Below are 16,704 nucleotides of genomic sequence, written 5' to 3' on the forward strand. Positions count from 1 at the left end.
TTGGCCTCACCCGAGCCCGGACAGATCATCCAGCACGACCCGCGCCTGGCTAAAATCGTCGTCCCGGAAGAACATGCTTCTGGTGATGAGCACGGGAATGTTCGCTCGTGAGGCCGCGATCAGGCCGTTGGCGGAATCCTCGATCGCGATGCAGTCGGACGCGTTGAGCTTCAGCCGCGCCAGGATCTCGAAATAGACATCCGGCGCAGGCTTTTTATGCCGCACGTCATCCCCGGCCACGATCGCATCAAAATCCGCGGCCCAGCTTTTTCCCAGGGCCCGCGACAGCAGCGCATCGATATTGCCGTGTGACGTGGTCGTCGCGATCGCGAGCCGCTGGCCGCGCGCCTTGGCAGCAGCGAACAGATCCGTCACCCCGGGCCGTAAGGGGCAGCAGCCGGTCTCGACCAGTTCGGCAAAATGCGCAGTCTTGATGCGGTGGAGTTCCGCGATGTCCACATCCGATAATGGCGCGGCGATCCTCAGCCTTTCATGATGGGCGCGGATCCGTTCCTTGCCGCCGGTGACCCGCAGCAGGTCCTTGTAGACCGCCTGGTCCCATCGCCAGTCGAAACCGTGGCGGGCGAAGGCATGGTTGAAGGCCTGCCGATGCAGCTCTTCGGTCTCGGCCAACGTGCCGTCGACATCGAAGATCAGCGCGGCGGCGCGTCGGACCAGCTCAGCCGCGTCAGATACCATTATGGCGGGCGCTTCTGCCTGCATGTTCGATGCGTCCCTCCGACGAGCGACCATCGCCTGCACAGGCGGGCGGGACAAATCGCAATATCTTTTGCCGGACCCAAAAATCTCTTATGAGCGGAGGGCGCGCTGCGGCGCGAACGGGAACTCCGACCTGCAAGGAAGACGTATGCGGCTCTTTATCCTGGGTCTCGGCTACAGTGCCCGGCACTTCGTCCGCCTGTTCGGTGGCGGCTTCTCGCATATCGCCGGCACGGTGCGCGATCCCGCGCAGCGGGGCGACCTCGCCGGCATCGAGGTACACGCCTTCTCTGGGAGCAGTCCGGCACGCGAGACAGTCGAACGCATGCGAGACGCGGATGTCCTTCTCGTCTCGATCCCGCCCGGCAGCGCCGGCGATCCTGCCATCGCGACCTTCTCGGACGTGCTGGCGGCGGACCGCCACCGCAGGATCATCTATCTCTCCACGATCGGCGTGTATGGTGATCACGCCGGCGGCTGGGTCGACGAGAGCACGCCGCCACAGGCCGGCCTCGACCGCACGCGCATGCGGGTCGCGGCGGAACAGGCATGGACCGACACGACCGGTGGCGACGCCGCGATCCTGCGGCTTGCGGGTATCTATGGCCCCGGCCGTAACGCACTGGTGACGCTGCGCGCTGGAACGGCCCGGCGCATCATCAAGCCGGGACAGGTGTTCAACCGCATCCACGTCGACGACATCGCAAGCGCGATCATGGCCGCGATTCATCACCCGAGCGGCGGCATCTGGAACGTCTGTGACGACGAGCCGGCGCCGCCGCAGGACGTGATCGCTTACGCGGCGAAGCTGATGAACGTTGCACCGCCGCCGGAAGAGCCGTTCGAGACCGCCGAGATGTCGGCGATGGCCCGCAGCTTCTATGCCAGCAGCGCTCGTGTTTCCAACGCGAAAATGAAGCGCAAGCTCGGCGTCACGCTTGCGTATCCGACCTACCGCCACGCCCTCGATGCGTTGTGGCAAGCGGGGGAACGAGGATCATGACCAAGCGTCAGCTCAACACGCCATACTTCTTGAACCAGGCCTGGGCCTGCTTCCAGGCATCTTCTGCGGCGTCCTTGCGGTAGCTGCCGCGGTAGTCGGCATGGAAGCCGTGCGGCGCTTCCGGATAGATCTTGAACTCGGCCGTCTTCTTGTTCTGCTGCAAGGCCGTCTTGAGCTGCTCGACCTGGGCGACGGGAATGCCGGTATCGGCGCCGCCATAGAGGCCGAGCACCGGTGCCTTCATCTCGGGCGCGAGCTGCATCGGGCTCTTCGGCCACAGCGGATTGGCTGGATCGACGGGCGGACCGTAGAAGGCGACGCCGGCCTTGAGCGTGCCGCTGTGGGCGGCATATTCCCACACGGTGCGTCCGCCGCGGCAGAAGCCGATGATGCCGAGCTTACCGGTGTCGCCGCCTTGCGATCCCGCCCACGCCACGGTCGCGTCGAGATCGGACAGCAGCTCGGCGTCCGGCTTGGCATTGACGATCGGCAGCAGGTCCTTGATCTCGGTGACCTTGGTCAAATCGACGCCCTTGCGAAAGTAATAGTCGGGCGCGATCGCGAATGCGCCGAGCTTGGCGAGGCGCCGCGTCACGTCCTTGATGTATTCGTGCAGGCCGAAAATCTCCATCGCCACGATGATCACCGGCGCCTTGGTGTTGCCGGCGGGGCGGGCAAAATACGCAGGCATCTGCTCGGAGCCGACCTTGATCTTGGCGTCGCCGGTCTGGAGGCCGCCGGTGTCGGTCGTGATCGCCTCGGCGCGCACGGGCCCGGCTGCAAGCGTGTAGCCGGCGGCGACGGCCGCAGTCGCGCTCATGAACCCGCGGCGCGAGACAGGGGCGACCTTGGTCAGCCCGACGACGTCGGATGTCATGGTGGTCTCGATACTCATCGGTTCGTCCTTCCTGATGCGTGCCCCTGATCCTTCAGGCGACGCATTCGCCAATAATTGCCAGCGAAACGCAAATCACCAGCCTGCGAGCGCGCCGCTTTCAGGCCTTGTTTTCAGGTCTTGTTCTGACGCTGTTTCACTGGCGCAGTCTCGGGCATGAGGCTCATCGCGACTAGTCCGACGATCGCCGCAAGCAGCAGGTACCAGGCCGGCGCCAGCGGATTGCCGGTGACGTGGAGGAGCCAGGTGACTACGAGCTGCGCCGTACCGCCGAAGCTGGCGATCGCGACCGCATAGACGGTCGCGAATACACCGCCGCGGATGTTCTGGGGCAGCGCCTCGGTGAAGGTCGCGTAGAACGCAGTGAACGGCAGCGAGCCGATGACGGACAGGACACCGAAACCAACCAGGAGCGACAACGCGCCGGGCGCATGGACGATCCACAGGAAGGTCGGGTAGGTCAGCAGCAGCGTTGCGAGCTGCGGCCAGATCATCACCGGCTTGCGACCGAGACGATCTGCCAGCCAGCCCCCGACCAGCGCACCGACAAACTGGATGCCATTGCTGACCAGCGACACGGCGAAAGCCAGTGTCGACGACACATGCAGCGTGTTCTGCGCATAGGTCGTCATATATTGGGTGACGTAGGTCGAGATCGTGCCGCTTGCCAGGATCATCAGTGCAAGTCCGATGACGCCAAGGTGCCGTCTCGCCTGCGAAAGATGACTGGTGTGCTCGACGGCGCGGACACCGGCTTGGGCCTGCGGGATCGTCTCGGGCAGCGTCCGGCGCATCCAGACGCCGAACGGCAGGCACACCGCCCCGATCAGAAACGCCACCCGCCAGCCATAGGCGTCGAGCATCTCTGGCGCCATCGTCCTGCTCAGGATGACGCCGACGAGTGCGCCCGCGGTCGCGGCGATCTCCTGGCTCGCCGGCTGCCAGGCCACCACCAGCGCGCGATGCTGGGGCGGGGCGATCTCGATCAGATAGGCGGTGGTCGGTCCAACCTCCCCGCCCAAAGCAAAGCCTTGCGCCATACGCGCCGCGATCACGATGACGGGCGCTGCAAGGCCGATCGATTGATAGGACGGCGTGAGCGCGATGGTCAGGATCGATAGCCCCATCAGCGCGAAGCTCAGCAGCATGGCAGGCCGCCGGCCGATCCGGTCGGAATAGATCCCGAGCACGATTCCGCCGATCGGCCGCGTTACGAAGCCGGCGCCGAAGGTCGCCAGCGACAGCATCAGGCTGCCGTACTCGCTTCCCGTCGGGAAGAAGGTATGGCCGATCTGGATGGCGAAGAAGCTGTAGGTGATGAAGTCGTAGAATTCGAGCATGTTGCCGACGGTGGCGGCCAATGCTGCGCGCTTGACGCTGAACGGCTTCACTTGCTCGATCACGGACGACACTCTGGCATTCCCGGGCTCGATCCTATTTCGATTTAACCGCCTGGCCGCATTGCAACGCAACATTCATTAACCGAAAACGGTGGTTCCCCCGTCCCCTTTTCCGCTGCCCCAGTTGCGGCCGCCCCGTCCGCTCGCGCAATTCGAGGCGCATCGCGCAACAAATGGGCTTTGCGGTAGTCGCAACGACACATCGTGCCGCACGCACATCCCGCGCTAGCGGAATTTGCACGCAAAGCCGCGGTCATTTGACTGAAATTTTCAGAAGAGTTGAGCCGGGCGATTTACTCGAACTTTCTTCGTGACACTCTAGTTCCACGGTCGGAAGGTTCCGCATCCCTCGGGATCTTCATTATCAGCCGCCAGGATTGCGCTACCAAAAGCTCAATTGAATCAAGATTTATCCGACCCGGAATTGAAATGAACTTGGCTCGCGAATCGATCGAACTGCTGGAACAGGTCGCCCGTATCTTGTGGTTCGAAGGCGCCAAGCACGGCTTGCGCGACCGCGAGTGGATGGCGCTGCGTTTCCTTTCCCGCGCCAACCGGTTTTCCCGGACGCCGTCGGCGCTCGCGAGTTACGTCGGCACCACGCGCGGCACCGCCTCGTTCATCATTGGCGAGCTGGAGCGGCTCGGCTATCTCGAGCGAAAGCGCTCGGCCCAGGACAAGCGGTCAGTGATGCTGAGCGTGACACAACAGGGCAAGAAGTTCCTGGTGCGCGACCCCGTCAACGTCCTCATCGAGTCCATCGGCGTGCTCGAGGATGAGGCGAAGGTCGGCTTCCGCGACGCGCTCCGCCACGTGCTGGATCAGTCGGACGCAGCCGAACAGCGGCACCATACCGACGTCTGCAAGCGATGCATCTTCCTCCGCGAAGATCGCAGCACCACGGACAGCAGGACGACCGCCGAGTTCAGCTGCCGCCTGTTTCGCGCGCCGATCGCGGAGGCGGAGGTCGATCTGCTATGCACCAGTTTCGAGCATCACCGTAAATAGAAGGCGGCCCTCGATCAGGGCGTCGCCTTGCGTGACGAATAGATGACGCCCCCGCTGGACTCGACCACCAGACGTCCGTTCTCGTTTCTGATCTCCTCGATGCGGCCAAGGCCGGGCACTTGCTGTCCCAGCACCGCTTCGATGACGCCGTTCGGGCCTTGCAGGATCGCAATCCCCTCATAGGCTTGGCGGACTGACCAGCCCTTGACCGTCTTGCGCGGAGCCGAAATGCGCTCGGACGGTGCTACCGATCCCGTGACCTCGGGCGTAGCAGCCGAGGCCATCATCGGCATTGGCTGTGAAGCGACGGGCGCCGGAGCCTGGGCCTGCACCTGGGCAAGCTTGTCGAGCTTCACCGTAGAGGACGAGCTCACCCGTTCGATGCGATCCAGATTCTCGCCAAAACGGCCAAAACGGTCATTGGTCGCCTTGCTCGACTGATCGACCGCGGTGCGCAGGCCGTCGAGATTGTCGGACACGCCCGACACCTGCCTGCGCAGTTGTGCCACCGTCTCGCGCAGATTCCTGATCTCAGTATTGGCCGCGACGTTGTTCTGGGCGGGCTGCATGGCGAAATAGGCGATCACGCCGGTGCAGGCACAGACGACCAGGATCGCAGCGACCGCCAATGTCGCGAGCGGCGCGACCCATGTCGGACGCGGCGGCGGCGGCTTGGCCACGATCACGGCCGGCTTGATCACGATGGGCGTAGGCTTGGGGATTGCCATCTTGTCGAGGCGCGCCTTGGCGCGAATACGCTTCAGACCCTCGAGCGCCTCTTTCGCCAGAGTTTCATCACTCGCTGCTGCCGGCGCAGGCTTGGTGTTCGCAGCAGGCTTGGTAGTCGCGGAAGGATTGGTATTTGCAAAAGGCTTGGTGTTTGCAAAAAGCTTGGTATTTGCAGAAGGCTTGGCCGTCGGCGCCGCATTGTCTTTGGCATCGCGCGTCTCCGCAGCCGGTTTCGCCGCTGCGGAGACATCCGCGGTCGCGTTGGGACGAGCTTGTCCATCGGACAACATGCGAGAATGCTCCGTTCGGTTCGATCTGTCGAACGGTGACGTTATTTGCCGAAGCTTGCCTGAAACGTGCGCATCCAAAACTTTTCATCACGCGCGGTGCGACGTCACATGAGTCAAACGCGTCACGCACGTGGCGAGAGTGCGACTCGAAAGACACACCCTCGCCAAGATTTCGCCAAGCTGGAGTCGCCTCGCCATACATGAGTCGAATTGTCGCACGTGGAAAGACGATGACGGGAGTCAATCCGGGGTTGAAATCCCTCAATTTGCATGAAGCGCAGCACCGCCCAAAATAGCTGTAATCATACGGGGATGCGGAACTTTAGAACCGCCAAGGTGCAAAACTAGTTCGAATTCCAAATCAACTGATGCGATTGAACATACAAAGAAACAACTCGAAACGAATCAACAGCATCAAGCACGTGTAGCAAACGCTTAGTTGCGCACGCTTGATCGGAAATCGGCAATTGTTACGGTCCTACTCAAGTGATTCTCGCCAGTTAGCGAGGAGATCGACAAAGTACAGTGGCGTTCGGACGCATGAGCAACTTGGCGCAACTGTTCTAGGTCGCTTTCTCAATCCGCTCCGCGAGGTGATCCGCAAGACACCCGCCGAGCCTCACGCAGTAAGCGTTCAGTATCGAGTCGAAGTAGCAGGCCTGCGAGACGCAGGCACTGAATGCGTAGGGCTGCCCGCGAATATCGAAACCATAATAACGGTTCGCGGGAAGGAATATCGTCAAACAGCACAGTTGCCGAGCCGGGCATCACAACAACCAACCGGCCGTAACAAGTGCGAAACAGGGGCGAAAAACTGATGTATATTATCGTTGATGATCGCGAGAGCGTCACGAACAGCTATGTCGGAGGGCTCGTTCGCGAAGGTGTATCGTCGATCGGCTTCTCCTCCGGAGAATTCTGGGACTGGCTGCAATCTGCGAGTGAATCGGATCTGGCCGCGGTGGACGCCTTCCTCCTCGGGGATTGCGACACCCGCGGAAGCCTGCCGCGGGCGATGCGCAAGCGCTCCTCGGCTCCCATCATCGCCATGAGCGGCCAGAAGATGCTCAAGAACACGCTGGAGCTCTTCGAATCGGGCGTCGACGACGTCGTCCACGTGCCGATTCACCTCCGCGAGATCCTCGCCCGAACGGCCGCGATTGCGCGCCGCCGGGTCGGGGAACTGCCGCGGCCCTGCGAGACCAGGATCCAGGTCTTCTTCAACGGACGTGACCCCGAGATAGCTGGCCACGCTCTCACCCTGCCCCGCCGCGAACTGCGCATTCTCGAATATATGGTCAGCAACCACGGCAAGTGGGTCACCAAGACGCAGATCTTCAACGCGGTCTACGGCATCTTCGAAGCGACGTTCGACGAGAGCGTGATCGAGAGCCACGTCAGCAAGCTGCGCAAGAAACTCCGCGACCGCCTCGGCTTCGATGCGATCGTGGCCCGCCGTTACGTCGGGTACCGCCTCGACATCCCGGCCGGCGAAACCATCGACGTGCCGATGCAGGAGCTCGACGAGGTCGGCATCCTGCTGAACAGGGCGCATACCGCCCCAGTGGCGTATCCAGCCGGAAACTGATCGGCAGGGCGCTGCCACGCAACCGATAACGGCCTCTGCGAACCATCTTCGCAGAGGCCGTTATAGTTTCGGCGACGTCAACGGCGAACAGAGCCGCGGCAGTACCGGCGCTGCGGCTCGCGTCTAAGTATAATTCTAGAGGCTCGCTTCCGATTCAATCAGAACCGATAATGCCCTAGGGCTTCTGCTGGAATTCTTCCTTCGACACGTAATTGAAGTCCTCGACAAGGACGTCCTGGACGACTTCGGCCTGCATTCGCTCGTTGACACGCTGCTTGATGGCCGTCGTGAGGATGGAGAGGTCGTAACGAGCGAGTTTTCTGAAATCGAGGCGGTCGTCGGCATAGATCCTGCGGAAGGCTTCATCGACGACGAACGGCTCGGGCGGCACGTTGAGCTGGTGCATGGTTCGCGCCTCAACGGTGTAGACAAAGCGCGCGACGATGTAGCCCTGAACGTTGCCACCCTCGACCATGGGCACGCTCAGCGCCCGCGTCTTCTGGTACTGCAGCCCGTCAAGGTATTCGTCCTTTGCCGGCAGCAGGCTGCCATTTTCCTTCCAATAGGCCACGGCGTAGCTCGTTCCCGCGGTGAGGATGCATACCCAGAGCCCGGCTAGCACGAGTCTGATCATTTTCCGTCCTGTGCTGCGCGACCGGTATAGGTGCCGTCCGACTCGGCGTCCTTGATGGCCTTGACTATGATGGTCGCGACCTCGCGCACCGCATCGTAATGCATTTCGAGGATGGAACGGTTTCGCTCGAGCTTCTCGCGCAGCCGCTGGATCTCCTCAGTGATCTCGACCTCGCCGCCGAGGTGCATTCGTGCCCGCATCAGGCGGACGAATTCCAGCATGCTCCGGCTCTTCCGGGCGCTGAACTCGTCGAAGTCGATTTTCTTGCCCGTCGCGAGCGCTGCCGTCTCCTCTTCGACGATGGCTTCGAGCCGGCGGATCGCGGCTAACAGGCCGCGTACCTCGTCCGATCTCGCCGGGTCCGCACCGTCGTTCGCCACCTCACCACCGACATTCGGCAGCAGGACGGGCAACAGCCCATCGCCCGACACGGCTGCCATCGTCGTCGCCTCGGTGTCCACGGCCGGCTGTTCCATCACCATGGCCGCCGCGCCTTCTTGTGCCTGCATAGGAAAGTCACCCTTCAACTTCTGTCATCCATTCCCGGATCGTCATCCGGCCTTGCCCGTAGCATCCGGCCCCGCCGGATGCGCGGCGGCGAGCTGCTTGGCAATGCCAATGCCCTTGCCCTTTGCCAGCTGAGCACCAAGTTGCTCCGCCAGCATCGACTTCCAGACGCCGCCGGCCGTGCCTTTTCCAAAGACCTCCTCCGACTCCTTCGGCAACATCGTCTCGACGAAGGTCTGGAGGATGAAGGCCTCGAACTTGCGGTACACCTCGCCGGATGCCGGCGCCTTGATCACCTGCACCGGCGCTCCGTTCACCGCACCCGACTGCGGTTCCGAAAGCTTCGTCGCGGATTGATCGGCAGCCGCCGCCTTGGCCTTGCCGACCTCCGCATCCATCGTGGCGGCGAAATCCGTGTCCGATGATTTGAGCGCGTCGAGCTTCGCTGTGGCCGCGCGCTGCGTCACGGGATCGGCGGCGTCGAGGACGTCGAGAACGAGGTCGGGTGTCGCGGTCACGATCATGTCTTGGTCCGATTGGCTGGCCGTGGCGTCCACTCGCGCACGGTGAGGCTTGTTCCCGTCATCTCCTCGAGCGATCGCTTCTCGACGTCGCGAAGCTTGTCCGCGAGCGCCGCCTTCGCGACCTGCTCGAACTGCTTCACACGGCGGCTCTCCGCGCGAACCTGGTCGAGCTGCTGCGAGGCCTGGGCCTGAATCGCGCGCGCGCCGACGCTGGTTCTGGTCAGGCGCCGCGCGATCGATTCGCTCGATGATCCCGCCGGCGGCTTCCCCTCGTTGAGAGTTCCGACCAGCCATTCCTGTACGTCCTGCAAGCTGCGCTCCTGCTGCCGCAGCTGCGCGAGCTGCCACTCTGACAACCGGAGCTGGAGCTTCACGAGCGAGACCATCCGGCCGAGCTTGTCCGCGCGCGACGTCATGGCGATTACTCCGCCAGCCACGATGAGACGCCGAGCATGAATTGCCTCAGGAGCTCGTCGCTGGTGAGGTAGAGCAGCAGGAAGCCGCCGAACAGCACGAAGGGCACCGAGATGAAATAGACCGGAATCGCCGGCGTCAGCTTGTTGATCAGGCCGACCGCCAGGTTGACGACGACCGAATAGACGATGAAAGGGCTGGCGATCCGCAGCGTCAGCACGAATGCCTCCGATAGCCGGCCGACGAGCTGGTCGAGCGGCATGCTGCCGCCGAGCCGGTCGCCGGGATGCCAGACGTCGTAGGAGTTCATCAGCCCGCGCAGGACCTGCCAGTGCTGGTCGGTCATGAAGAACAGCGTCGTGACCGACGTCATGATCAGCGGCACCAGGGCCGGCGCCGGATCGGTGTCGCCGACCGGCGTCCCCGGGATGTTGCTCAGCCCGATCGCGCTGGCCATCACGGTGGCCATGGTCTGGAGTGCGAGAAAGAACACGCGACCGCCGAGCCCGATGACGGCACCGACCACGAGTTCGGAGCAGATCAGGAGCGCGAGCGTCAGCGGCGCCGCGTTGTCCGTGAGAGGTTTCAGGACGGCGGCCAGGATCGGCGTCAGTGCGAACGTCGTCACCAGCGCAACGAACAAGCGGACCTGGGCCGGAACATTGACGCTGGAATAGCCGGGGACCAGCATCAGGCAGGCACCGATGCGGCAGAACACGATGAACGTCACCAGCACGCTGTCGGTGAGGCCGCTGATCACGATATGGCTCCGAGGGCCCTGATTTCGGTGCTGCGCGCGACTTCGACATGCGACAGGATCGGCAGTGTCGGAAAGACCCGCTCCAGGATCATCCGGACGTAGGGACGCGCTTCCGGGGTCACGGCCAGCACCACGCTGGTGCCGTTCTCGGTGAACTTGCGGATCGCGGCGCTGGCTTCGGTCGCGAACTGCTCGATAAGGCGCGGATCGGCGTCGAATTCGACGACGTCGCCCTTGGCGTCGCGCTTCAAGCTCTGGTGGAACGCGAGATCCCAGCGGTTGCCGAGACGGACGACGTTGAGCACGCCGTTGTCGGAGAGATCGCCGCAAATCTGCTGGGCAAGACGCGTACGCACATGCTCTGCCACCTGCTCGGAGCGCCGCACATGAGGCGCGATCTCGGCGATGGCTTCGAGGATCAGATGCAGGTTGCGGATCGACACGCGCTCGGCCAGCAGGATCTTCAGAATCGCCAGCAGCCCCGAATACGATATCTGCGACGGGCAGAGATCCTCGACCAGGCGCTTGTATTCGGGATCGAGCCGGTCGAGCAGGCCGCGCATGTCCTTGTAGGACAGCAGCTGGGCGAGGTTGGCCCTGATCACTTCGCTCAGATGCGTGAGCAGCACCGACAGATTGTCGACCGGCTTGCAGCCCTGACGCTTGACCTCGTCGGTGAACGCGTCCGTCACCCACAGCGCCTTCATGCCGAAGGCCGGCTCGATCACCTCTTCGCCGGGCACGTCGGGCTTGCCGTCCTTGTCGACCAGCACCAGCACTTCGCCGAGCCGGAGCTCGCCCTGGGCGACACGAGTGTCGTGGATCCGGATCTGGTATCCCTTGGGATCGATCGACAGATTGTCGGTGAGCTTGATCTCGGGAACCACGAAGCCGTACTGCTTGGCGAACTTCTTGCGGATCTTGGCCACGCGGTGCGCCAGTTCGTTGCGCGAGCCCAGCAGATGCACCGAGAGGTGACCGCCGAGCGCCAGCTCGATCTCCGCGGTCTTGAGCGATTCCTTGACGGATTCCTTGGCATCGACCTGGGCGCGTTCGTCGGCCTTGCGCGCATCTTCCTTCTGCTTCAGGGCTGCCTGCCGCCTCGGCAGCGAATACCCGACGAAGGCCATGACGCCGCCGAGCAGCAGGAAGGGCGCCGTCGGCAGCCCCGGCATCAAGGCGAGCACGAACATCATCAACGCGGCGGCCGACACCGCGCGCGGATAGCCGCCGAGCTGCCGCAACACGGCCTGCTCGGCCGAACCCCGGGTGCCGCCCTTCGAGACGAGCAGGCCCGCCGACAGCGACACGATCAGCGCCGGCATCTGCGTTACCAGACCGTCGCCCACGGACAGCTTGGTGTAGACGTCGGCGGCGCGTGCCAGCGTCAACCCGTGATGCGTCACGCCGATGATGATACCGCCGAAAATGTTGATCGCGGTGATGATCAAACCGGCGACGGCGTCGCCGCGAACGAATTTCGAGGCACCGTCCATGGCGCCGAAGAACGCGCTCTCCTCTTCCAGCTCGCGGCGCCGGCGCTGGGCTTCCTTGTCGTCGATCAGGCCCGCGGACAGATCCGCGTCGATCGCCATCTGCTTGCCGGGGATGGCATCCAGAGTAAAACGGGCGCCGACTTCGGCGATACGCGTCGCGCCCTTGGTGATCACGACGAAGTTCACCGTGACCAGAATCGCGAAAATGATCAGGCCGATGACGAAGTCGCCGCCCATGACGAACTTCGAGAAACCGGCAACGACATGGCCCGCGGCGTTTTCCCCCTCCCCGCCGCGCGACAGGATGAGACGGGTCGTTGCGACGTTGAGCGCAAGCCGCAGGATCGTCGCGATCAGGAGCACGGTCGGGAAGGCAGAAAAATCAAGCGGCCGCTGGATCCACAGTGCGACCATCAGGATCAGTGCCGAGAGCGCGATCGAGAACGCGAGGCCGAGATCGATCAGGATCGGCGGTATGGGCAGGAACAGGATCGTGAGCATGGCCACGATGCCGCCTGCGAAAAAGGCATCGGCGCCCAATCGTCGCGGGGTCGGCAGGCTAGCGGCTAACGTATCGGACATGGGTCACCGGCAGAGGATCCGGCCCGTAATCTGCCGTGCAAAGCTTACGCGGGGGTGGTGGTGGCAGGGGCGGCAGAGGCGGCCGGGACCGTCCGGATCAGAAGCCGTGCTCGATGTGCGAATAGACCATCTCGGTGAAGGTGGAGAGATGGGCTGCGATGAAGGAACCGGAGACGGCAACGACCACGAGAATGACGATGATCTTCGGAACGAAGGTCAGCGTCACCTCCTGGATCTGGGTCAGCGCCTGGATCAGCGCGATGATGGTGCCGACCAGCATCGCGGCACCGACGGCAGGCCCGGAGGCGACGATGATGGTCCAGATCGCCGCCTGGACGATGTCGAGAGCATCCCGTTCGTTCATGACTGGCTGATCGTGAGACCGGGGCCGATCGCGACTTTCGTGCCGTTCTCGAGCGTCGCGACGGAGCCGTCGCTGTTGATGGAGATCGAAGCGACCTTGCCGCTGAAGCTCGCTCCGGTCGCGTCCGTGAAGCTGACGGTCTTTCCGATCAGCCCGTCGGCCTGCGACAGCGACTGCGAAGACAGCAGAGCGTCGAGCTTGGTATTGGTCTGCATCGCCTGCTCGACCGACGAGAGCTGCGCAAACTGGCTCATATATTGCGAGGTATCCATCGGATTGGTCGGATCCTGGTTTTTCATCTCCGCGATGAGGAGCTGAAGAAACGTGTTGTAGTCGACGCCGGTGCTCGACTTCGGCGTCGTCGAGCTGGTCGAACTGGACGACTTGCTGGTGCTATCGGTCGCGCTGGTGACGTTCATGTAGTTCTCCTGTCAGGCAGCCTCGAATGGGGAATCGATCGTGGCGCCGGCCAGGATGGCCTGCTCCACTGGAAACAGTGCCCGGATCCGCTTGAGCGCCTCGAAGTAACGGGTCGCTCCGACCAGGTCGTCGACCGTGCCAAGCCCGACCAGCATCTCCTGGCTCTCGCACACCGCGAGCAGGGCGGCGTGATGCTGCGCGTAGAGAGCCGAAGCATCGCGGACGTCGGTCGGATTCATCAGCATGAGCTGGACGATGAAATAGAGCTGCCGCAGCGCCGTGGTGGCGTCGGAGGCCTGCATGATCTGCCCTTCGAGCAGGAACATCACGTCGTTGACGAGCTCGACGGAGACCTTGCGGTCCACGCGCAGCACCGCGCCGTTGATGTAGACCCGTTCGCCCGCACGCAAGGATATCTTCATCAAAGTGCGTCTCGGATCAGGCGGTTGATTTCGATGAGCTGGATAACGTCGTTCGACTTTTCTTCACGAAGGCGGTCGGCTTCCTTGACCACCCACAGGCCGATCGAGATGATGTCGGCGCGCAGCTTTTCCGGAAGTCCGTTTTCCGGATGCGCGAGATCCTCGATGAAGATCGTCCACAGCCGCCGCACATAGAGCAGGCTCTCGACCAGATCCTCGAGGCTGAAGCGGTCCGACTGGATCCGCTCGAGCCGGTCGATGCCGAGGCTGAGCGCCTGCCGCTCGCGGCCCCGCGCCTCATAGCCACTCTCGTCGACGACCGATTCATAGGCTTCAAACGTCATCAGGACAACTCTGCGCAGGAGACCGAACAACAAGACAAGGGTTACGCGCCTTACGAAGGAGCTGGACTCAGAGATAGTTGATGAGGCTGATCTTCTGGAGCTGCGAGGTGAGCGCAAGCGCCGTCTGGATCTGCGTCTGCAAGGTGTTGACCCTGACCGAGGCTTCCGTCGGATCGACCTTCTCTATACCGACGATCTGATTGTTCAGAATATCCTGCTGCGTCTTGAGCTTGTCGGTTGCGGAGGTGATCCGCTGCTGGACCGTGCCGATGTCGCCGCCGAGGGTCGCAAGGTCCGTGATGGCGTTTCCGACAAGGCCGATGGCCTTGTCCACGACGACCTGGAACGTCGCTTGGTCCAGGTTGGCGTTCCCGAGATCCGCCATCATGGTGTAGGCCTCGGCGAGCTTGCGGAAGCCCGGCTGATTGGCGCTGACGGAGGTATCCGCAATCTCGGTCGTAGAGATACGGCTTTGCATGACCTGGTCGGTAGCCGAAGACCAATTGGTGTTCCAGGCCGGGCTCGCGAACTCCGCATCGAAGGTGGTGTCGAGGAAGGTCTGCATCTGGGCCGGGGTAATGCTGCTCACGCTGGGCGATGATTGCGAGAAGCCGAAGGTCGCAAGAAAGTCGGCGTCGACCTGGTTCTTGCTGGCCGAGCCCGCGGTGTAGGCCGTGATCGGCGTGTTCTGCGTGTTGATGCCCGCAAAGAGTGACGAGCCGTTATAGGAGACGTTCAGCGCGCCAATCAGATCCTGGAGGTTGGAGGACGCAGGTGGCAGGATGATGCGCCCGCCGCCGTCGGTACTGCGCGCCGCGATCAGGTCCTTGAGGAAGTCCGTCGCGGTCGATCCAAGCTGGGTGATCCGGCTCTGCGTGATGTCCAGTCGCCCCGCGACGAGCCCATTGGTATCGACGAGCTGATCGGCGAAGCTCAAATCCGCCCGCAGGGTGACGTCGCCTCCCGTCGTGGCACCAAGCTCGAGGCCGACATCGGCGAAGCGGCCGGTGGTGGCTTCCTTCGAAGCCTTGGCCAGCGCGGCCTGATTGTTTGTAATCGAGGACCTCAACGACGAAGACAGCATCAAGGTCGAGATGTAATTCGCGCTCATCATGGCTTAATTTCCCACGGCAGCCAGCAGGCTCTGCAACATTTCGTCGACGGTCGAGATGATCTTCGACGAGGCCGAATAGGTGCGCTCGACCTGAAGCATCAACGACATCTCGTCATCCATGTTGACGCCGCTGACGTTCGACAGCGCCGCGGTGCTGCGGTCGAGCAGCGTTTTCTGGTAGGTGACGTTGGAGTCCGCGGTCTTGCGCTGGTTTTCGATCCAGCTCGTCGACGACGACGCGAAGTCGATCAAACTGCCGCTCGGCTTGCCTTGCGTGGTCGCATCGAACGGCTGCGACGCATCCATGGCGCCGATGAGCTGCTGCAGCCGGGCCGAGTAGCCGCCGTTGCCGGCGGTATTGTATTGGTACGCGACGTTGCCGCTGATCGCGCCGTCGCGCAGCAGATTGGGATTGCCGCCCCGGGCCGGATCGACCGATGCAGCGACCGAAATGGTACCAGCGAGGCCCACCAAGACGGTGGCGCTCGCCGGCATCGCCGGCGCGCTGGGGTAGGTGAAGAGACCGGGGACATCGGGCAGCGTCGGAACAGCCGACTGGTCACTTTCCTTGAAGGCGTCGACCAGGCCGCGCGCGATTTCGTCGAGCTGGCTCTGGTAAGTAACCGTGTCATTGTCGCGCAGCTGCGCCAAGCCAGCAAGCTTGCCGGACTTGAGCGGCATCACGGAATTGGCGCCGGTCACCGGAACACCGTCGATATAGACGGCATTGCCGGTGGTGCCGGCCGTATAGGCGTTCGTCGGCGCAAAGCTCACCGTTCGCGCCGTCTTGTCGAACAGCACGACGCCGCTGTCGGTATAGAGCGCCGCGTCGCCGTTGGGACGGAGCGACATCGAGACCCCGACCTCCTGCGACATCTGCGAGACGATGCTGTCGCGCTGGTCGAGGTAGTCCGTGATGTCGTCGCCGGAGATCGTACCCTTCACGATCGCGGTATTCACGGTCTGGAACTGGGAGAGCAACCGATTGATGTTTTGAACCGACGTTTGCATGTCGGCATCCGCGCCCTCACGGACCGTCTGCACGGTCCGGGTCGCCTGGTTGAGCGCGATCGCCATGTCCTTGGCGGACGTCACCGCCGCCTGCGCCAGCGTGGTGTTGTCCGGGGCGTTGGCATATTGCTGGAGCGCCTTCTTCAGCGCATTGAGCTGCGCCGTCGGCGACTGGTCGAGTTCCGGATCGTCCACCGTGGCAGACGCGATCTTCTGGAGACCGTCAAGGATCGCGCTCTGCTTGGCCGACGTCGAGGTTGCGGTCAGCACGTTGGTGTAGAGACCCGAGCTCGCGGCGCGCTGGATCGCCGCCACGTAGACGCCGGTTCCCGGGAGGTTGTCCAGCACGGCAATCTTGCGCGAATAGCCGGTGGAGCTGGCACCGGCTATGTTGCGCGAAATGACCGACGACTGGATGCCCGACGCCATCAGCGAGGAGCGGGCGGATTCGAGAGCGGCGGTAAGGTTCATGATCTGCT

Annotated in this window: 19 protein-coding genes; 3 read left to right on the top strand and 16 right to left on the bottom strand. The window is 63.0% G+C overall.

All coding sequences use genetic code 11. The annotated features are described in order from the left end of the window. Window positions 1-6: 6 nt before the first annotated feature. Window positions 7-723: an HAD family hydrolase gene (locus AC0L3K_RS25125; protein WP_473255020.1), complete on the bottom strand. Its 717-nt coding sequence runs from the start codon at window positions 721-723 to the stop codon at window positions 7-9. Window positions 724-868: 145 nt separating this feature from the next. Here AC0L3K_RS25125 and AC0L3K_RS25130 point away from each other — a divergent pair, with 145 nt between their 5' ends. Further along, window positions 869-1,723 carry an SDR family oxidoreductase gene (locus AC0L3K_RS25130; protein ID WP_473255006.1) on the top strand — a complete coding sequence of 285 codons (855 nt, stop codon included), beginning with the start codon at window positions 869-871 and terminating at the stop codon, window positions 1,721-1,723. A gap of 7 nt (window positions 1,724-1,730) precedes the next feature. Here AC0L3K_RS25130 and AC0L3K_RS25135 read toward each other — a convergent pair whose 3' ends face one another. Then, on the bottom strand, window positions 1,731-2,618 hold the full coding sequence (locus AC0L3K_RS25135) for a dienelactone hydrolase family protein (protein WP_473255005.1): 888 nt from the start codon (window positions 2,616-2,618) through the stop codon (window positions 1,731-1,733). A gap of 113 nt (window positions 2,619-2,731) precedes the next feature. Continuing rightward, complete coding sequence (locus AC0L3K_RS25140) at window positions 2,732-4,021, bottom strand: MFS transporter (RefSeq protein ID WP_473255019.1); 1,290 nt, start codon at window positions 4,019-4,021, stop codon at window positions 2,732-2,734. Between the two features lie 426 nt (window positions 4,022-4,447). On the opposite strand from AC0L3K_RS25140, the gene AC0L3K_RS25145 reads away from it, so the two are divergent. Then, window positions 4,448-5,026, top strand: coding sequence for a MarR family winged helix-turn-helix transcriptional regulator (locus AC0L3K_RS25145; RefSeq protein WP_007595842.1), 579 nt, complete (start codon window positions 4,448-4,450; stop codon window positions 5,024-5,026). Window positions 5,027-5,040: 14 nt separating this feature from the next. Here AC0L3K_RS25145 and AC0L3K_RS25150 read toward each other — a convergent pair whose 3' ends face one another. Beyond that, complete coding sequence (locus tag AC0L3K_RS25150; protein WP_007595843.1) at window positions 5,041-6,045, bottom strand: hypothetical protein; 1,005 nt, start codon at window positions 6,043-6,045, stop codon at window positions 5,041-5,043. 817 nt (window positions 6,046-6,862) lie between these two features. Between AC0L3K_RS25150 and AC0L3K_RS25155 the strand changes: the two genes are divergently transcribed. Further along, window positions 6,863-7,633, top strand: coding sequence for a response regulator transcription factor (locus AC0L3K_RS25155; protein ID WP_007595845.1), 771 nt, complete (start codon window positions 6,863-6,865; stop codon window positions 7,631-7,633). 175 nt (window positions 7,634-7,808) lie between these two features. On the opposite strand, the gene AC0L3K_RS25160 is transcribed toward AC0L3K_RS25155, so the two are convergent. From AC0L3K_RS25160 to flgK, 12 genes are all read right to left on the bottom strand, one after another. Continuing rightward, entirely contained in the window at window positions 7,809-8,267 is a 459-nt protein-coding gene (locus tag AC0L3K_RS25160; RefSeq protein ID WP_007595846.1) for a hypothetical protein, read from the bottom strand. Beyond that, window positions 8,264-8,776, bottom strand: a complete 513-nt coding sequence (locus AC0L3K_RS25165; protein ID WP_088940978.1) for a flagellar biosynthesis protein FlgN — start codon at window positions 8,774-8,776, stop codon at window positions 8,264-8,266. Before AC0L3K_RS25165 ends, AC0L3K_RS25160 begins: the two co-directional genes overlap by 4 nt. Before the next feature lie 42 nt (window positions 8,777-8,818). Further along, window positions 8,819-9,298: a rod-binding protein gene (locus AC0L3K_RS25170; protein WP_219681263.1), complete on the bottom strand. Its 480-nt coding sequence runs from the start codon at window positions 9,296-9,298 to the stop codon at window positions 8,819-8,821. Beyond that, a complete protein-coding gene (locus AC0L3K_RS25175) occupies window positions 9,295-9,714 on the bottom strand; it encodes a hypothetical protein (RefSeq protein WP_473255004.1) in 420 nt (139 codons plus the stop codon). The genes AC0L3K_RS25170 and AC0L3K_RS25175 overlap by 4 nt, the downstream gene beginning before the upstream one ends. 5 nt (window positions 9,715-9,719) lie before the next feature. After that, window positions 9,720-10,472: a flagellar biosynthesis protein FliR gene (gene fliR, locus AC0L3K_RS25180; protein WP_219681265.1), complete on the bottom strand. Its 753-nt coding sequence runs from the start codon at window positions 10,470-10,472 to the stop codon at window positions 9,720-9,722. Next, on the bottom strand, window positions 10,469-12,550 hold the full coding sequence (flhA, locus tag AC0L3K_RS25185) for a flagellar biosynthesis protein FlhA (RefSeq protein WP_007595850.1): 2,082 nt from the start codon (window positions 12,548-12,550) through the stop codon (window positions 10,469-10,471). Before flhA ends, fliR begins: the two co-directional genes overlap by 4 nt. 97 nt (window positions 12,551-12,647) lie before the next feature. Then, window positions 12,648-12,914 carry a flagellar biosynthesis protein FliQ gene (gene fliQ, locus AC0L3K_RS25190; protein WP_473367081.1) on the bottom strand — a complete coding sequence of 89 codons (267 nt, stop codon included), beginning with the start codon at window positions 12,912-12,914 and terminating at the stop codon, window positions 12,648-12,650. Continuing rightward, the gene (flgD, locus tag AC0L3K_RS25195; protein WP_007595852.1) at window positions 12,911-13,333 is read right to left on the bottom strand and encodes a flagellar hook assembly protein FlgD; all 423 of its coding nucleotides are present in this window, start codon (window positions 13,331-13,333) and stop codon (window positions 12,911-12,913) included. Before flgD ends, fliQ begins: the two co-directional genes overlap by 4 nt. A gap of 12 nt (window positions 13,334-13,345) precedes the next feature. After that, window positions 13,346-13,756: a flagellar biosynthesis repressor FlbT gene (flbT, locus tag AC0L3K_RS25200; RefSeq protein ID WP_007595853.1), complete on the bottom strand. Its 411-nt coding sequence runs from the start codon at window positions 13,754-13,756 to the stop codon at window positions 13,346-13,348. Further along, complete coding sequence (flaF, locus tag AC0L3K_RS25205; RefSeq protein ID WP_007595854.1) at window positions 13,756-14,100, bottom strand: flagellar biosynthesis regulator FlaF; 345 nt, start codon at window positions 14,098-14,100, stop codon at window positions 13,756-13,758. Before flaF ends, flbT begins: the two co-directional genes overlap by 1 nt. Before the next feature lie 67 nt (window positions 14,101-14,167). Further along, the gene (locus AC0L3K_RS25210; RefSeq protein WP_473367082.1) at window positions 14,168-15,214 is read right to left on the bottom strand and encodes a flagellar hook-associated family protein; all 1,047 of its coding nucleotides are present in this window, start codon (window positions 15,212-15,214) and stop codon (window positions 14,168-14,170) included. Between the two features lie 3 nt (window positions 15,215-15,217). Then, window positions 15,218-16,696, bottom strand: coding sequence for a flagellar hook-associated protein FlgK (flgK, locus tag AC0L3K_RS25215; RefSeq protein ID WP_473367083.1), 1,479 nt, complete (start codon window positions 16,694-16,696; stop codon window positions 15,218-15,220). Window positions 16,697-16,704: the final 8 nt, after the last annotated feature.

This window comes from Bradyrhizobium sp. MI1.10 (genome assembly GCF_055811035.1).

Coding starts and splice junctions, on each gene's coding strand:
- AC0L3K_RS25125 (WP_473255020.1), bottom strand. CDS start 723: ATGCAGGCAGAAGCGCCCGCCATAATGGTATCTGACGCGGCTGAGCTG.
- AC0L3K_RS25130 (WP_473255006.1), top strand. CDS start 869: ATGCGGCTCTTTATCCTGGGTCTCGGCTACAGTGCCCGGCACTTCGTC.
- AC0L3K_RS25135 (WP_473255005.1), bottom strand. CDS start 2,618: ATGAGTATCGAGACCACCATGACATCCGACGTCGTCGGGCTGACCAAG.
- AC0L3K_RS25145 (WP_007595842.1), top strand. CDS start 4,448: ATGAACTTGGCTCGCGAATCGATCGAACTGCTGGAACAGGTCGCCCGT.
- AC0L3K_RS25150 (WP_007595843.1), bottom strand. CDS start 6,045: ATGTTGTCCGATGGACAAGCTCGTCCCAACGCGACCGCGGATGTCTCC.
- AC0L3K_RS25155 (WP_007595845.1), top strand. CDS start 6,863: ATGTATATTATCGTTGATGATCGCGAGAGCGTCACGAACAGCTATGTC.
- AC0L3K_RS25160 (WP_007595846.1), bottom strand. CDS start 8,267: ATGATCAGACTCGTGCTAGCCGGGCTCTGGGTATGCATCCTCACCGCG.
- AC0L3K_RS25165 (WP_088940978.1), bottom strand. CDS start 8,776: ATGCAGGCACAAGAAGGCGCGGCGGCCATGGTGATGGAACAGCCGGCC.
- AC0L3K_RS25170 (WP_219681263.1), bottom strand. CDS start 9,298: ATGATCGTGACCGCGACACCCGACCTCGTTCTCGACGTCCTCGACGCC.
- AC0L3K_RS25175 (WP_473255004.1), bottom strand. CDS start 9,714: ATGACGTCGCGCGCGGACAAGCTCGGCCGGATGGTCTCGCTCGTGAAG.
- flhA (WP_007595850.1), bottom strand. CDS start 12,550: ATGTCCGATACGTTAGCCGCTAGCCTGCCGACCCCGCGACGATTGGGC.
- fliQ (WP_473367081.1), bottom strand. CDS start 12,914: ATGAACGAACGGGATGCTCTCGACATCGTCCAGGCGGCGATCTGGACC.
- flgD (WP_007595852.1), bottom strand. CDS start 13,333: ATGAACGTCACCAGCGCGACCGATAGCACCAGCAAGTCGTCCAGTTCG.
- flbT (WP_007595853.1), bottom strand. CDS start 13,756: ATGAAGATATCCTTGCGTGCGGGCGAACGGGTCTACATCAACGGCGCG.
- flaF (WP_007595854.1), bottom strand. CDS start 14,100: ATGACGTTTGAAGCCTATGAATCGGTCGTCGACGAGAGTGGCTATGAG.
- AC0L3K_RS25210 (WP_473367082.1), bottom strand. CDS start 15,214: ATGATGAGCGCGAATTACATCTCGACCTTGATGCTGTCTTCGTCGTTG.
- flgK (WP_473367083.1), bottom strand. CDS start 16,696: ATGAACCTTACCGCCGCTCTCGAATCCGCCCGCTCCTCGCTGATGGCG.